The following is a 17,611-nucleotide window of genomic DNA, read 5'->3' as shown; positions in this document are numbered from 1 at the left end:
CTTATATCCCAAAAAAGAAACAGAATTTTTAATTAATGAAAGGAAATTTAACATGTCTACTAGTATAAGAACTTTTGAGCTAGGTGATACTAATCTCTCTGCCAACGAAACCACCACGCTTACCATTGTTTTTGAAACGCCTGTTGTAGGTTTTGATGAGAATGATTTGACGCTTACAGGTGTCACTCTTGAGAGCTTTACGCCAGCTGGTGATGGCTTTACTTGGACAGGTACCGTCAAAGCGGCTTCTGATTACAATGGAGATGGGTTAATAGTAATTGATGCTAATAATTATTTTAACGCAGAGAATGGTGAGAGAGGTATCAGTTTCGACTTAGAGTTTAGTGTCGATACAACTGCCCCTCTCGAGCCTACTGTTGTACTGCCGACACCTTCTGGTGGTAATGGCGAGTACAATATTGAAGATGCCAACCCAGATGGTACGGTAACAGCGACTATTACCCTACCGACGTCAGACAATGAGTTTGAAACTACCAAACCTGGTGATATTCTAACCGTTAACGGTGTAGACTATCCGATTACTCAAGATATGATTGATAATGGGTTTGAGGTGGATGTTCTACCCGGACAACCAGTTATAGCTTCTATTACTGACGCAGCTGGTAATACTGGTACTGCCACCGATGTACCCGTAGCAGATGCAGATCTAGATGCTCCAGTTCCTACTATTACTATTAATGTAATAGCTGGCGATGACGTCGTCAATGACAGTGAGGCTCAAGGTGTCATTGACATTTCAGGCGTAGTTGCTGGAGAATTCAGTGAAGGAGATACAGTTACCATTATTATTAACGGCAATGAATACACTGGTAATGTTGATGCCTTTGGAGTATATAGTATTCCAGTACAAGGTATGGATCTTGCGGCTGGTTCTAGTATATCCGCGACTGTAACTACTGTAGATGCCGCAGGTAATACAGGTAGTGCTGAAGCTACTCGCGATTATACGACGAGTATGAACCCTCCAGAGCTTGAAATTACTATTGATGCTATCACCGATGACAATACCATTAACTTTGATGAATCTCAAGAAGACATCTCAGTAACTGGTACTGTAACTGGAGATTTCAATGAAGGTGATATCGTATCCCTTAATATTAATAATGGTGTCTATTCAGGCGAGGTTGCGGTAGATGGTAGCTACAGCATACTTGTACCAGGAAGTGCATTAGCGGCTGATGCTGACACCAACGTGACAGCCACAGTGACCACCACCGATGCGGCAGGTAACACAGGCTCAGCAACTGCAGAGCGTCCTTACACCGTTGACACCCAAGGGCCAACAGACGCTGACACGCAAATCACTGTAGATGACATCACCGATGACAACATCATCAACGCCGAAGAATCAGGTCAAGACATCCCAGTAACGGGTACCGTGACTGGTGAATACCAAGAAGGTGACAGCGTTACCGTCACCGTCAATGGTACAGACTATGACACCACCGTGGGTGCAGATGGCAGCTTTACTATTGATGTGGCAGGTAGCGATCTAGCTGCTGACCCAGACGCGACAGCGGACATCACCGTCAACGCCACAGATCCTGCTGGCAACACAGCCCCAGTAACCGCGAGCAAAGACTATGGCGTAGCTACTGACGCCCCAGTACCAACCCTCACCATTGACACCATTGCCGGCGATGACATTGTCAATGCAGAAGAGTCTGGACAAGACATCAGCATAACCGGTAGCGTTGGTGGCGACTTCAACGAAGGTGACACCGTCACCCTAAGCGTAAACGGCAGCGACTACACCGGTGCAGTTGCAGCAGATGGTAGCTACAGCATCGTCGTACCTGGTAGCGAGCTTGCCGCTGACACCAACGTGACAGCCGAAGTGACCACCACCGATGCGGCAGGTAACACAGGTTCAGCAACCGCAGAGCGTCCTTACACCGTTGACACCCAAGGGCCAACAGACGCTGACACGCAAATCACTGTAGATGACATCACCGATGACAACATCATCAACGCCGAAGAATCAGGTCAAGACATCCCAGTAACGGGTACCGTGACTGGTGAATACCAAGAAGGTGACAGCGTTACCGTCACCGTCAATGGTACAGACTATGACACCACCGTGGGTGCAGATGGCAGCTTTACAGTTGATGTGGCAGGTAGCGATCTAGCTGCTGACCCAGACGCGACAGCGGACATCACCGTCAACGCCACAGATCCTGCTGGCAACACTGCCCCAGTAACCGCGAGCAAAGACTATGGCGTAGCTACTGACGCCCCAGTACCAACCCTCACCATTGACACCATTGCCGGTGATGACATTGTCAACGCAGAAGAGTCTGGTCAAGACATCAGCGTAACCGGTAGCGTTGGTGGCGACTTTAACGAAGGTGACACCGTCACCCTAAGCGTAAACGGCAGCGACTACACCGGTGCAGTTGCAGCAGATGGTAGCTACAGCATCGTCGTACCTGGTAGCGAGCTTGCCGCTGACACCAACGTGACAGCCGAAGTGACCACCACCGATGCGGCAGGCAACACAGGCTCAGCAACTGCAGAGCGTCCTTACACCGTTGACACCCAAGGGCCAACAGACGCTGACACGCAAATCACTGTAGATGACATCACCGATGACAACATCATCAACGCCGAAGAATCAGGTCAAGACATCCCAGTAACGGGTACCGTGACTGGTGAATACCAAGAAGGTGACAGCGTTACCGTCACCGTCAATGGTACAGACTATGACACCACCGTGGGTGCAGATGGCAGCTTTACTATTGATGTGGCAGGTAGCGATCTAGCTGCTGACCCAGACGCGACAGCGGACATCACCGTCAACGCCACAGATCCTGCTGGCAACACAGCCCCAGTAACCGCGAGCAAAGACTATGGCGTAGCTACTGACGCCCCAGTACCAACCCTCACCATTGACACCATTGCCGGCGATGACATTGTCAATGCAGAAGAGTCTGGACAAGACATCAGCATAACCGGTAGCGTTGGTGGCGACTTCAACGAAGGTGACACCGTCACCCTAAACGTAAACGGCAGCGACTACACCGGTGCAGTTGCAGCAGATGGTAGCTACAGCATCGTCGTACCTGGTAGCGAGCTTGCCGCTGACACCAACGTGACAGCCGAAGTGACCACCACCGATGCGGCAGGCAACACAGGCTCAGCAACTGCAGAGCGTCCTTACACCGTTGACACCCAAGGGCCAACAGACGCTGACACGCAAATCACTGTAGATGACATCACCGATGACAACATCATCAACGCCGAAGAATCAGGTCAAGACATCCCAGTAACGGGTACCGTGACTGGTGAATACCAAGAAGGTGACAGCGTTACCGTCACCGTCAATGGTACAGACTATGACACCACCGTGGGTGCAGATGGCAGCTTTACAGTTGATGTGGCAGGTAGCGATCTAGCTGCTGACCCAGACGCGACAGCGGACATCACCGTCAACGCCACAGATCCTGCTGGCAACACTGCCCCAGTAACCGCGAGCAAAGACTATGGCGTAGCTACTGACGCCCCAGTACCAACCCTCACCATTGACACCATTGCCGGTGATGACATTGTCAACGCAGAAGAGTCTGGTCAAGACATCAGCGTAACCGGTAGCGTTGGTGGCGACTTTAACGAAGGTGACACCGTCACCCTAAGCGTAAACGGCAGCGACTACACCGGTGCAGTTGCAGCAGATGGTAGCTACAGCATCGTCGTACCTGGTAGCGAGCTTGCCGCTGACACCAACGTGACAGCCGAAGTGACCACCACCGATGCGGCAGGCAACACAGGCTCAGCAACTGCAGAGCGTCCTTACACCGTTGACACCCAAGGGCCAACAGACGCTGACACGCAAATCACTGTAGATGACATCACCGATGACAACATCATCAACGCCGAAGAATCAGGTCAAGACATCCCAGTAACGGGTACCGTGACTGGTGAATACCAAGAAGGTGACAGCGTTACCGTCACCGTCAATGGTACAGACTATGACACCACCGTGGGTGCAGATGGCAGCTTTACTATTGATGTGGCAGGTAGCGATCTAGCTGCTGACCCAGACGCGACAGCGGACATCACCGTCAACGCCACAGATCCTGCTGGCAACACAGCCCCAGTAACCGCGAGCAAAGACTATGGCGTAGCTACTGACGCCCCAGTACCAACCCTCACCATTGACACCATTGCCGGCGATGACATTGTCAATGCAGAAGAGTCTGGACAAGACATCAGCATAACCGGTAGCGTTGGTGGCGACTTCAACGAAGGTGACACCGTCACCCTAAGCGTAAACGGCAGCGACTACACCGGTGCAGTTGCAGCAGATGGTAGCTACAGCATCGTCGTACCTGGTAGCGAGCTTGCCGCTGACACCAACGTGACAGCCGAAGTGACCACCACCGATGCGGCAGGTAACACAGGTTCAGCAACCGCAGAGCGTCCTTACACCGTTGACACCCAAGGGCCAACAGACGCTGACACGCAAATCACTGTAGATGACATCACCGATGACAACATCATCAACGCCGAAGAATCAGGTCAAGACATCCCAGTAACGGGTACCGTGACTGGTGAATACCAAGAAGGTGACAGCGTTACCGTCACCGTCAATGGTACAGACTATGACACCACCGTGGGTGCAGATGGCAGCTTTACAGTTGATGTGGCAGGTAGCGATCTAGCTGCTGACCCAGACGCGACAGCGGACATCACCGTCAACGCCACAGATCCTGCTGGCAACACTGCCCCAGTAACCGCGAGCAAAGACTATGGCGTAGCTACTGACGCCCCAGTACCAACCCTCACCATTGACACCATTGCCGGTGATGACATTGTCAATGCAGAAGAGTCTGGTCAAGACATCAGCGTAACCGGTAGCGTTGGTGGCGACTTTAACGAAGGTGACACCGTCACCCTAAGCGTAAACGGCAGCGACTACACCGGTGCAGTTGCAGCAGATGGTAGCTACAGCATCGTCGTACCTGGTAGCGAGCTTGCCGCTGACACCAACGTGACAGCCGAAGTGACCACCACCGATGCGGCAGGCAACACAGGCTCAGCAACTGCAGAGCGTCCTTACACCGTTGACACCCAAGGGCCAACAGACGCTGACACGCAAATCACTGTAGATGACATCACCGATGACAACATCATCAACGCCGAAGAATCAGGTCAAGACATCCCAGTAACGGGTACCGTGACTGGTGAATACCAAGAAGGTGACAGCGTTACCGTCACCGTCAATGGTACAGACTATGACACCACCGTGGGTGCAGATGGCAGCTTTACTATTGATGTGGCAGGTAGCGATCTAGCTGCTGACCCAGACGCGACAGCGGACATCACCGTCAACGCCACAGATCCTGCTGGCAACACAGCCCCAGTAACCGCGAGCAAAGACTATGGCGTAGCTACTGACGCCCCAGTACCAACCCTCACCATTGACACCATTGCCGGCGATGACATTGTCAATGCAGAAGAGTCTGGACAAGACATCAGCATAACCGGTAGCGTTGGTGGCGACTTCAACGAAGGTGACACCGTCACCCTAAACGTAAACGGTAACGACTACACCGGTGCAGTTGCAGCAGATGGTAGCTACAGCATCGTCGTACCTGGTAGCGAGCTTGCCGCTGACACCAACGTGACAGCCGAAGTGACCACCACCGATGCGGCAGGTAACACAGGTTCAGCAACCGCAGAGCGTCCTTACACCGTTGACACCCAAGGACCAACAGACGCTGACACGCAAATCACTGTAGATGACATCACCGATGACAACATCATCAACGCCGAAGAATCAGGTCAAGACATCCCAGTAACGGGTACCGTGACTGGCGAATACCAAGAAGGTGACAGCGTTACCGTCACCGTCAATGGTACAGACTATGACACTACCGTGGGTGCAGATGGCAGCTTTACTATTGATGTGGCAGGTAGCGATCTAGCTGCTGACCCAGACGCGACAGCGGACATCACCGTCAACGCCACAGATCCTGCTGGCAACACAGCCCCAGTAACCGCGAGCAAAGACTATGGCGTAGATACCGAAATACAAGCTCCAGTTGTTGATATTATTGAAGATTCGAATAACGATGGTGTGGTTTCGTATATAGAAAACGTCGAAGATACGACCGACGATGAAGGAAACATTAACTATAAGGTTACTGTTGGTCCTGATGCCATAGTTGGTGATATTTTGACTATTAATGGTCAAGACATAACGGTTACTCAAGATATTATTAATAATGGATACATTGGGGGCTTCGTTCCTGAGGACGTTGATGGACAAACTATTGAAGTAGTTGCTACCGTTACTGATCAAGCTGGTAATATATCACAAGAAGCTCAAGATAGTGCTCTAGTTGATCTCACCATACCCGATGCTGATCCAATTTTCCTATGGCACCTGGGTTATAACTTAAATGACACTCAAGGACCGACAGATCAACGCGGAAAATTTGGTGGCAAGTACGGTACAGATGTAAACTACCAAACTGGAATTTTAAATGACCAAATCTACATTGGTTATGACGGGTTTGATAGCAATGGACAGTTAATTAAATCTTGCTGGGATGGTGATTTTGAGCGTGACTGCGGAGATGGTGATGTTGTTTGGAAAATGGAAACGTATGCAGGTAATGATTTCGTTCAAATTAGAGATGATCAGAACGCATACACTGTTGCCGCTTTAGGTAGTGGTAATGATACCTACTACGTTCAAAACAAACTAGATTCTAATTCTCATGCTATCAAAAAAGACCTTTCAGCGCGTAGCTATATTTACACCGAATCAGGTGATGATACTGTCGTGATAGGCGGTAACGGTGAGGGTAAAGTATGTGCCGGTGGTATAGACGGTGGCCGTATATTCACTGGTAGTGGTAGTGATAATGTTACTGTTTATGGCAACGTTATAAAAGGTGCCGTTATAGACCTTGGCGCTGGCCGTACTGAATATGCGACAACGACAGACATGCAGCTTGCGAGTACACTCGATATGGCTGGTGATATAAATAGTGTCACTATTAATGGATGTCTGGGTGAAAGTGCCTGCTATAGTTGGTGGTCTTATCATAGTGGAAGTTCAGCGCACATATTTGGTGGTCTTGGCGATGATACAGTCAATATTAGCAAATCAGTTAATGGTAAGAGCACCATCGAATTAGGCGGTGGTAGCGATGAGGTTGTTATTGGTTGTAATTTAAATGATTACGCTAAAGTTAGTACTGGTGATGAGGCCGATACGGTAATTATCAAAGGATCAATGAATACTTGCGCCGAAGTTGACTTAGGTGCAGGTGACGATATCTTAAATGTACATAATATCAATCATTCAGCTAAGGTTGACGCTGGCACTGGTAATGATACCGTTACTATTAGTGGCGGTATGCATGGTAAAGCAGCTGTTATGCTTGGTGAAGGTGATGATGTTATTTACTTCGGCGGTAAAAAGATGTCAGGTCATATATCTGGAGCAGAGGGTGATGACACACTTGTACTAACCTACGATAACAATGATTGCTTAGTGACTAGCTGGAAACATGAAACTAACGTGTCAACTAAGAACTTTAGCGGTATTGAAAACATCGAAATGACAGGTAAAAACGTTGTCGATGTACGCTATACAGATTTAGTTGACGATACAAGCCGTGATGGCGCGTTATTCATCCAAGGAGATAGTAATAGTAAAGTTGATCTAGGTTCTACTAATTGGAATAGCGATGGGGCAAACAAAGCTCAAATGCATGATTCTACTGGTGGTTACTGGGAACAAACCGATAGCGTAACTATCCAAGGTACTAACTATGATGTCTATCATAATACTATTGCGAATGAAGACACTAGGAATGATGTTTACATTGAGCAAGGAGTTGTCGTTATTTAATCTCCGTATTGGTTTGAATAACTAATATAAATTTCTCAATTTAAATGACACATTGTATTAAATTAAAAATCACCCTTAGTTAAAACTAAGGGTGATTTTTTTATAAAAAATAATAAGTTCATTTGAAATAAACCACTTACTCCATTCATTTAAACACATTTGTGAAAAGGAATGAAGTAACTGGTTTAATAACATTTTAATTTAATATTATTGGACAATATAAGCCTTTAACTCTAGTACCTTATCACGCGTCTTAGCAGCATCTTCAAATTTAAGTTCTCTTGAGAATTGCTTCATCTGTTTTTCAAGACGATTGATCTCTTTTGCCAATAAATCTGGACTGCGTAATATCTCGATGTCTACATCAGGTAGACTGCTGCTAGTCGGTATAGATTGATTATCGTTTAAATCTTCTTCATTTTCACCCGTATCAATCTTATCGGTAATGCTGCGAGTCGCAGATTTGGGTGTAATACCATGCTCTTCATTAAATGCAATCTGCTTTTCACGACGTCGATCCGTCTCTTCAATCGCTTTTTCCATACTTGGCGTAATACGATCAGCATATAATATTGCTTTACCGTTCAAGTTACGGGCTGCTCGTCCAATAGTCTGAATTAATGAGCGCTCAGATCGTAAAAAGCCCTCTTTATCCGCATCAAAGATCGCTACCAAAGAAACCTCAGGCATATCAAGCCCTTCACGTAGCAGGTTAATACCAACCAGTACATCATAGGTACCGGAACGCAGTTCATGAATAATTTGCATACGCTCAACCGTATCAATATCAGAATGTAAATATGCAACCTTGACATCATACTCTTTCAGATAGTCGGTAAGGTCTTCTGACATACGCTTAGTTAAAGTAGTGATAAGAACACGCTCATTTAACTCACGACGTTTGGTTATTTCAGATAACACATCATCTACTTGAGTCAATACAGGTCGTATCTCAATTTCAGGGTCAATGAGACCAGTTGGACGTACTACCTGCTCGACAACTTGTTCGCTATGTTCTAATTCATACTGTGCAGGCGTAGCGGATACAAAGATAGTAGACGGCTTAATTCTCTCCCACTCTTCAAACTTCATGGGGCGGTTACTCATAGCACTGGGTAATCTAAAACCGTAATTCACCAAATTCTCTTTACGTGAGCGGTCACCTTTATACATAGCACCGATTTGAGGTACTGTTACATGAGACTCATCAATAAATAGCAGCGCATCTGCAGGAATATAATCAAACAACGTAGGTGGAGCTTCATCTAAAGGCCGTCCCGATAGATGCTGAGAGTAGTTTTCTATCCCGTTACAGTATCCAAGCTGCTGAATCATTTCAAGATCGTACTGAGTACGCTCTTTAATACGCTGTGCTTCAATAAGCTTATCGTTTTCACGAAAATATACCAAACGCTCATCTAGCTCCTCACGTATCGTTTCACTTGCTCTTTCAAGTTTCTCACGAGGTGTCACATAGTGCGACTTTGGATAGATAGTAATACGAGGAACGCTGCGTACAGTTTTACCAGTCAAAGGATCAAACCAGCTTATTTTTTCAATCTCATCATCAAACATACTGATACGAACAGCGAGTTGTTCGGATTCAGCAGGATAAATGTCTAATAGCTCACCTCGCAGGCGGTACGTACCCCGCTCAAAATCTAACTCATTGCGCGTATATTGCAGCTCTACTAGTCGTTTGATGAGCGCATTACGATCTACATTATCACCCACAACTACATGCAGTAGCATCTTAAGGTAACTCTCAGGATCACCGAGACCATAGATCGAGGACACAGAAGAGATGATGATAGCGTCACGACGTTCAAGCAAAGCCCGCGTAGCAGACAATCTCATCTGGTCGATATGATCGTTAATCGCACTGTCTTTTTCAATAAACGTATCGCTTGCTGCGACATACGCTTCTGGTTGATAGTAGTCATAATAACTAACAAAATATTCCACAGCATTATTTGGGAAGAATGATTTAAATTCACCATATAGCTGAGCAGCAAGAGTTTTATTATGCGCCATAATAATGGTTGGACGCTGGCATTCGCTGATAACTTTTGCCATAGTATACGTCTTACCGGAGCCAGTTACCCCTAGCAACAACTGAGCATCCATACCCGCATTAATACCTTTGACTAGCTTCTCGATAGCTTGAGGCTGATCACCTGCAGGTTCAAAGCTTGTAACCATATCAAATGCACGGCTGGCTATTTGAGTACCTGATGCATTAACACCAGTAATTTCTGCTTCATCTTGTAATTGAGTAGCTAATTGATTTAATTGTCTTGACGATCTCGGTTCAGGCATTCGCATAATAACTATCTTCACTCGCATTTATGAGGTATTAATAAGTGTTTTATTATTGGTTTATGGGGGCAATAAACGATATTTTAAAGTACCTATTAAAGTCAAAACGTAAGGTCATAACATGATCAACAATATAATTTAATATCTGGTTTAACACCCTATTTTTTTGGATAAACAATTAATTATACTGGTATATATCCCTAAGACTAAACACAAAAAAACCATCAAAAGATGGCTTTTTTGTTTTAAATTTTTGAATTATTTATATCAAATTCATTACATTAAATAGGTGTTTGATAATAAGCTTGCAAATAAATTTGCTTGAATTAAATGACTAAAATAAATTCATTCGATTATTATTATAATCAATCATCACTAATCAATCATCACTAATCAATCAGCACTAATTAATCATTACTTGTTTGAAATGACGTTAAACATCATCACTTGGCTTACGTCCACCTTCAAGTTGTCCAGGGGGTTTTTTATCGATGCTACAACTGGGGCGTTTAGCATTTAACTTGCGTAACCGCTTGCGCTCTACGGCGGCATCAAAACGGCATTGCTGTAAATAAGTTTTTATTTCAAGAGGAGGTACAGGCGTAGGTTTACCATGCTCATCAACAGCTACCATGGTAAAGAAACAGCTGTTGGTATGCCGTACAGTTCGCTCCTGAATATTCTCAGCCTCAACTCTTATACCTACCTCCATTGAGGTTTTGCCGACGTAATTAATACTTGCAGCAAAGGTAACCAGCTCCCCTACGTAGATAGGCTCTAAAAACATGACTTGATCGACCGACAACGTCACTACATATCCCCCACTATAACGGCTAGAACACGCGTACGCTACTTGATCTAGCATTTTGAGCAAGTCGCCGCCATGCACATTCCCAGTAAAATTAGCCATATCTGGTGTCATTAAGATAGACATATAAAGTTCATGTTTTACAGGTGCTTTAACTGCGGTGCTACTCGTATTCTGTTGAGGCATATCAATCCTTTATTCATTCGTGATTAAATTTATTCGTGATTAAATTCATCTGTGATTATAAATAATCTGATGTTAAATTTTGTTCACTTATATGACGATTAAGAGGTCCAATCGTTTAATTTTACTGTACTCTATATATAAAGTCTATTGATGCTATTCTAATTGACACGTCATAATAATGCGCGACAAAATCTAACGATTATATCTAATATGAACTATATATAACTTAAACTGCGATTTAGGCTAATGTAATACGATTAACTACTATATTTTAAAATTTAAATTTATATAATTGTTCAAAGGTATGCATGGAATTTAATTCAGAAAAAAGTCATTATTCTCAAATATCTATATTTTTTAAAAAATAGCTTGACGACTGAAATAAATTTGATAGAATACGCCCCACTCAACGCAAACATCTTATTATCCAAATAAATAACTAATAAGATAAATATTGCTTTGTAAAGATTATTCCCTAATAGCTCAGTTGGTAGAGCATCGGACTGTTAATCCGTGTGTCCCTGGTTCGAGCCCAGGTTAGGGAGCCACTTAAAGACATTAGTGACATTTAATGATAGTGTTAACTTAGAAGCTAATTCTCTTATGGCATATGCCAAACCCCTTGTTTTTTAATAAGGGGTTTTTTTTGTCTATAATTTTCCTAAGTTTAAAAATTTTCAAAATATCTATATATTTAAATCGTCTTTTTAAGTTAATTAATGTAAACTAATTAACTGATAATTGTTAGAGTCTGTAGAACTATAATGGAACTACAAAATTTAAAACCGGTAAATTGAATCTCGCATGTTGCATTTATTAAATACGTCAGCTTTTGCACCTTTTTTCGTTGCTGGCTTTGTTTTAGTTATTCTATTGATTGTTGAAATCGTTGGATTTATCTTCGGTGGTCTTAGCGGTTTTTTGGACAATTTAGTACCCGACTCATTAGTTGATGCTGACTTTGACGCCGATGTAAGTATTGATAGCGATTTGAGTTTAGGATTAAAAGCACTCGATTGGTTATATGTTGGCCGTATTCCTACCATGATCCTATTGATTTTGTTTATTGGTAGCTTTTGTATCAGTGGCATTTTATTGCAGCAATTATCATATTCTATTCTAGGTCATTACTTATCTCCTTGGATAGCGAGCCTTGATGCTTTAGTCATCAGCACCCCCCTTCTAAAGATCTTTGCCTCCCTACTCTATCCAATTATCCCTAAAGATGAGACAACTGCAATTAGTGGAGATGCATTGATAGGTTTATCCGCCAAACTTGTTATAGGTCATTCAAGTTTTGGTGAAGCTGCTCAAGCTAAGACTATCGATAATCATGGTCAAGTTCATTATATTATGGTTGAGCCAGATCCTCAGTATTGCACTGATTTGACACTAGCACCCACTCATAGAACATCTCACAAGTTTACCGAACAAACTACAGTTGAAGATCCTATACAAAATACTGTTCAAAACCCCATTCAATCTGCTACTCCAGTACTTACCGATAATGACGACTTAATAATTACCAAAAGAGTATCAGAACGTTACTTGGTAAGAAAGTTATGAAGAAGCTTTCCATTGATTTCGTGAATTCGATTAATGAACCAATTACCTATTTATCAAGTATCAGTCAGTCTAGGTTTCTTTATTTCTTTAATAAGGTTTGTTCGCATTCATATATTCTTTTATTTGACTCCCTTTTCAGTTCTAAATATGTCATATTTTTTATGATTAATTTTGAACATAGTTATGTTCAAAATTACAGTTTAAACTTCAATACAAATAAGGACGTTTTATGTCGGGTTTAGTCACCTACGCCATTGTTGCTGGTATTATCTTTGTTCTGTTACTCCTCATCGGGTTTATATTAACTCGTTTATATACTCGTGCTAGTAAAGAGGTCTCATTTGTACGTACGGGTATGGGTGGCGAGCGCGTTATATTAAACGGTGGTGCCTTTGTACTTCCCGTATTGCATGAAGTCATACCAGTTAACATGAATACGCTGCGCTTAGAGGTTCGCCGTGCTAATGAAGAAGCACTGATTACCAAAGATCGTATGCGTGTTGATGTAAAAGCAGAGTTTTATGTCCGTGTTAGTCCATTAAAAGAATCAATTGCTACCGCTGCCCAAACTTTGGGTATGAAAACAATGGCGCCAGATGAGCTTAAAAGCCTTGTAGAGGGTAAGTTTGTTGATGCTTTGCGGGCAGTTGCTGCCGAAATGCCTATGGAGGAGCTGCATGAACAACGTGTTGACTTTGTACAACGTGTTCAGCGTGCTGTATCTGAAGATCTATCAAAAAATGGTCTAGAGCTTGAGACTGTATCTTTGACTGGACTTGATCAAACTAACTTTGAGTATTTTAATCCTCAAAACGCCTTCGATGCCGAAGGTATGACCCGATTGACCAAAACCATCCAAGATAGACTTAAACTGCGTAATGATATTGAACAAGAAACAGATCTTGCTATTAAGACCAAGAACTTAGAAGCAGAACGTAGCCGCATCGACATTGTGCGTGAAGAAGAATATGCAAAGCTTGAGCAGCAGCGTGAGATATCAATACGCCGTGCTGAACAATCCTCAAATATTGCAACAGAAGAAAGTATTAAAGAACAAGAAGCCGAAGAAGCAAAAATTGCAGCAGAGCGTGAAATTGATCTTCAGCGTATTAATGCCGAGCGTGATATTAAAAATCAAGATATTATCAAAGAACAAGCATTAGAACAGGCCAATATTGAACGCCAAAAAGCCATCGAACTTGCTGAGCAGGACCGTCAAATTGCAGTTGCGGAAAAATCTCGAGCAGAATCAGTAGCCAAAGCAGAAGCTGATAAAGCACGTGCATTGGCTGTTCAACAAGCAGAAAACGTTTCAACAGTACGTGAAAGAGAAATTGCTGAGCGTGCCAAAGCGGTTCAATTGATTAAAGCTACTGAACAAGCTGAGAAAGAAGCTATTGATATCAAAGTTGCCGCGCAAGCAGATAAGATAGCAGCAACTGACAAAGCAGAAGCCGTCCGTATAGAAGCGCAGGCTCAAGCAGACAAACAGCGTCTTATCGCTCAGGGTGAAGCAGATGCACAACTTGTTATTGCAAAAGCTAAAGCTGAACAATATAGAGTAGAAGCCGAAGGTACAGAAGCCATTAATGAAGCGGCTAATGTTCTGTCTCCAGATCAAATTGACATGCAAGTCCGTATCGCCTTGTTAGAACGTCTACCCTCAATCATTGCAGAATCTGTTAAACCTATCGAAAACATTGACGGTATCAAAATTCTACAAGTCGGAGGTAACGGAGGTAGTATGATCGGTGGTTCTGATAACGGTACAACATCTGCATCGGGTGGTCATGCAAATGGATCTTTAGCCGATGAGGTTGTAAGCTCTGCACTTCGCTATCGCAGTCAAGCCCCTCTTATTGACCATCTACTTGGTGAGCTTGGGTTAGCTGGTGGTGGCGACATTAACGCAATGACACGTACCTTAGTAGACTCCCAGTTTAAACCTGCAAACTCTACTGATACTTCTTCTACTAATACGTCAAACAGCAACTCTAATAGTTCAAATCATCGCACCCGTTATGCGGATAATGCAGGCTTTAAATCTAACGCTACGCAATCTTCGGACCAAGGGTCTGCAGCCGCTAAATTGCATAAGGTCGAACTGCCTACAGGTGTGAATAAAAGAGTTGAAAAAGCAATTCAAAAAGTAGACAGCACCACAACATCCTACGCTGATAAAGGGAATAATAAACCCTCTACTACTGAAGGCGCTAATATCACTATCGCACCGGATAGCAAATAGTTACTTTAAAATTTATATTTTTTGTTCAAAGGGTTGACAGGTAACTAAAGCTTGGCTAGAATACGCATCACTTAGTTAAGACCCTGTCAATTAAGATATCATTAGTTAAGATATTGAAAACTAAGATTCTATACATAACTTCTTTTTTATGTTTAGTATTTAAATTAATATTTAAGATAGTGTCCTAAGTTATTCCCTAATAGCTCAGTTGGTAGAGCATCGGACTGTTAATCCGTGTGTCCCTGGTTCGAGCCCAGGTTAGGGAGCCAAATTCTAAAAGGCTATTTATTAAATTGCCTTTCATCTAAGCTCTAATCGATACGATTAGAGCTTTTTTGTATGTTATAATTTATTTAAAACAAAGTTGCTATTATTTTTGTAGTAGCATAATCTAAGTTTTAACACTAAATTTATTGCTAAATAGCTCTTTATTGGCTGGAAGGCTCTTTATAGTCTAGATGGCTCTTTATTGACTGGAACGTTTGAGTGTACTTAATAGATTGATTTTGCTTAATAACTTAGTTGTTTAAGTTACGCCCTATATAACCTATAATAATTTAAATTTTATAAGATAATTGACATGGCTATGATACCTCCACACATTCGTAATAAATTCTCAGATCATCCACAAAAGATAATGCGCCCTGTTAGTATTAAGCTATCAGAAGAGATGATAACTTTACTAACGGAAACAGCTGAAGAGCATGGATTCAAGCGAATCCAAGGACTAATTAGGCTATATATACGTCAAGGATTGGACCGAGATCACGACGGCTATACACTTGCCGATGATGAAGTCTTTATCGAGAAGCTTCGTGCAAGAGGCGTAAGCTACTCTGTAATTGAAGATGCTATTGTAGATACTCATAATTCGTGTGAGTCCAAAGGTCTACTTGATGAACAGTACGAAGACAAAGAATAGTTTTTTAATTGAATATTTTTATAGATAATACTTGCAATACATTCAAGTTTCTCTATAATACTGCACCTACGGAGTCGTGGCAGAGCGGTTGAATGCACCGGTCTTGAAAACCGGCAAGGGTTCATAGCCCTTCGTGAGTTCGAATCTCACCGACTCCGCCAAATAGTAAAAGGCCAGCTTATTGTTAAGTTGGTCTTTTTTTTGTCTGATATTTAGTCATTACTATTTTGCCGGTGTGTCTGCCTGTTTGTCTATTTGACTAACTTTTGGTATGTTTAGTTGACTACCTGATGGAATGACTATTTGAATAGTTGCAACCTAAACGAGATAGATTAAATTTATTGAAATTTGATTATCCGATACACTTGCATTCAACACAAAAATGCTTATAATAGACAACCTATTGGAGTCGTGGCAGAGCGGTTGAATGCACCGGTCTTGAAAACCGGCAAGGGTTCATAGCCCTTCGTGAGTTCGAATCTCACCGACTCCGCCAAATAGTAAAGCCACATATAAAAAAGGTCAGCTTACATTATAAGCTGACCTTTTTTATTGCCGTATTTCTAAGCGTTGTACAGATGTAGACACATATCTAACAAACGATTTGCATAGCCCCATTCATTGTCATACCAAGCAAATACCTTAACTTGATCACCCACCTGCATCAACTGCTCGGAATCTATAATTAATGACTCTGGTTGATGTATAAAATCACTAGACACTAACGGCTCATCAGTATAGCCCATAATACCATGCAAACGACTGTCCAATGCACAGGCGTCTTTAAGTACTTGCTCCACTTGATCGATAGTGACTGTTTGATTAAATATGAAATTAACATCAATAGCTGCGACATCGATTGTTGGTACACGAATAGAATGACCATTAATCTTACCCTTCATATGTGGTAAGGTTCGCTCAGTGGCGGCGATACTGCTTGAGGTGGTGGGAATAATATTATGTCCTGAAGCGCGAGCACGGCGTTTGTCTCTATGCGGCTGATCGAGCACATTTTGATCGGCTGTGACTGCATGAATTTCTGTCATCATCACGGACTTAGTACCAAACGCATTGTCTAGTACATATATCAATGGCACCAGAGCCTGAGTAGTACAAGAGACGCTAGATATAATAGGTAACGCGCGGGTTAACTCATCATCATTAACGCCCATGACAATACTTGCATCAACCGTGTCAAAAGGTGCTGCGCCCACAATAACTTGTTTAGCCCCAGCTTTTAAATGGCGACTCGCATCATCATAAGACCTAAAATGACCAGTACACTCTAATATGACATCAACATCAAGCTGCCCCCAAGGCAGAAGCTCAGGCTGAGAGTCGCTTAATAGATCTATGCAATACGTCGTATTGTGCTTTGTTAGACATAGCTGAGTTACACATGTATCATTAAGCGATGTTGATTTAATAGCAGCATCTACACCTAATCGGCTAAGACGCCCGTGCGTGGTATCATACTTTAGCAAATGTAGTAAGGTATCTGCATCCGCCACATCATTGATGGCAACGATATGAACTTGCCTGCCAAGCACCTCGAATCTTTCAATCAAGGCACGCAAGATATTACGCCCTATTCGTCCAAAACCATTAATTGCGATACGCAGTGGCGGTTTTGAAGTAGGACTTAAAGGAACGGACAATACATTATTAAAAGACATG

General features: G+C 43.2%; 7 protein-coding genes and 4 tRNA genes. 8 read left to right on the top strand and 3 right to left on the bottom strand.

What is annotated here, in order from left to right; all coding sequences use genetic code 11:
• Nucleotides 1-52 precede the first annotated feature (52 nt).
• A complete protein-coding gene (locus AC21OH_RS03490; RefSeq protein WP_491140062.1) occupies nucleotides 53-7,888 on the top strand; it encodes an Ig-like domain-containing protein in 7,836 nt (2,611 codons plus the stop codon).
• 207 nt (nucleotides 7,889-8,095) lie between these two features.
• Here the strand turns inward: AC21OH_RS03490 and uvrB are convergent, their stop codons facing one another.
• Both uvrB and AC21OH_RS03480 read right to left on the bottom strand, forming a co-directional pair.
• Nucleotides 8,096-10,213: an excinuclease ABC subunit UvrB gene (gene uvrB / locus AC21OH_RS03485; RefSeq protein ID WP_487370991.1), complete on the bottom strand. Its 2,118-nt coding sequence runs from the start codon at nucleotides 10,211-10,213 to the stop codon at nucleotides 8,096-8,098.
• A 427-nt stretch (nucleotides 10,214-10,640) separates the two neighbouring features.
• Nucleotides 10,641-11,201 (bottom strand): acyl-CoA thioesterase, encoded by a 561-nt coding sequence (locus AC21OH_RS03480; protein WP_486535270.1) that lies wholly within the window; start codon nucleotides 11,199-11,201, stop codon nucleotides 10,641-10,643.
• Nucleotides 11,202-11,673: 472 nt separating this feature from the next.
• Here AC21OH_RS03480 and AC21OH_RS03475 point away from each other — a divergent pair.
• The 7 genes from AC21OH_RS03475 (at nucleotide 11,674) to AC21OH_RS03445 (ending at nucleotide 16,430) form a co-directional block, all read left to right on the top strand.
• Nucleotides 11,674-11,749, top strand: a tRNA-Asn gene (locus AC21OH_RS03475).
• Between the two features lie 256 nt (nucleotides 11,750-12,005).
• On the top strand, nucleotides 12,006-12,767 hold the full coding sequence (locus AC21OH_RS03470; RefSeq protein ID WP_487370990.1) for an OB-fold-containig protein: 762 nt from the start codon (nucleotides 12,006-12,008) through the stop codon (nucleotides 12,765-12,767).
• Between the two features lie 229 nt (nucleotides 12,768-12,996).
• Nucleotides 12,997-15,012: a flotillin domain-containing protein gene (locus AC21OH_RS03465; protein ID WP_487370989.1), complete on the top strand. Its 2,016-nt coding sequence runs from the start codon at nucleotides 12,997-12,999 to the stop codon at nucleotides 15,010-15,012.
• A gap of 193 nt (nucleotides 15,013-15,205) precedes the next feature.
• Nucleotides 15,206-15,281 (top strand) — tRNA-Asn (locus AC21OH_RS03460).
• Nucleotides 15,282-15,598: 317 nt separating this feature from the next.
• On the top strand, nucleotides 15,599-15,934 hold the full coding sequence (locus tag AC21OH_RS03455) for a CopG family transcriptional regulator (RefSeq protein ID WP_486535414.1): 336 nt from the start codon (nucleotides 15,599-15,601) through the stop codon (nucleotides 15,932-15,934).
• A gap of 70 nt (nucleotides 15,935-16,004) precedes the next feature.
• Nucleotides 16,005-16,095, top strand: a tRNA-Ser gene (locus AC21OH_RS03450).
• Nucleotides 16,096-16,339: 244 nt separating this feature from the next.
• Nucleotides 16,340-16,430, top strand: a tRNA-Ser gene (locus tag AC21OH_RS03445).
• A gap of 67 nt (nucleotides 16,431-16,497) precedes the next feature.
• On the opposite strand, the gene AC21OH_RS03440 is transcribed toward AC21OH_RS03445, so the two are convergent.
• On the bottom strand, nucleotides 16,498-17,610 hold the full coding sequence (locus AC21OH_RS03440; RefSeq protein ID WP_487370988.1) for a type I glyceraldehyde-3-phosphate dehydrogenase: 1,113 nt from the start codon (nucleotides 17,608-17,610) through the stop codon (nucleotides 16,498-16,500).
• Between the last annotated feature and the right edge of the window lies 1 nt (nucleotide 17,611).

This window comes from Psychrobacter sp. CX10, assembly GCF_057621575.2.
Note: the sequence above shows the minus strand (reverse complement) of the source record. Positions and strands in the feature narration are given on the sequence as shown.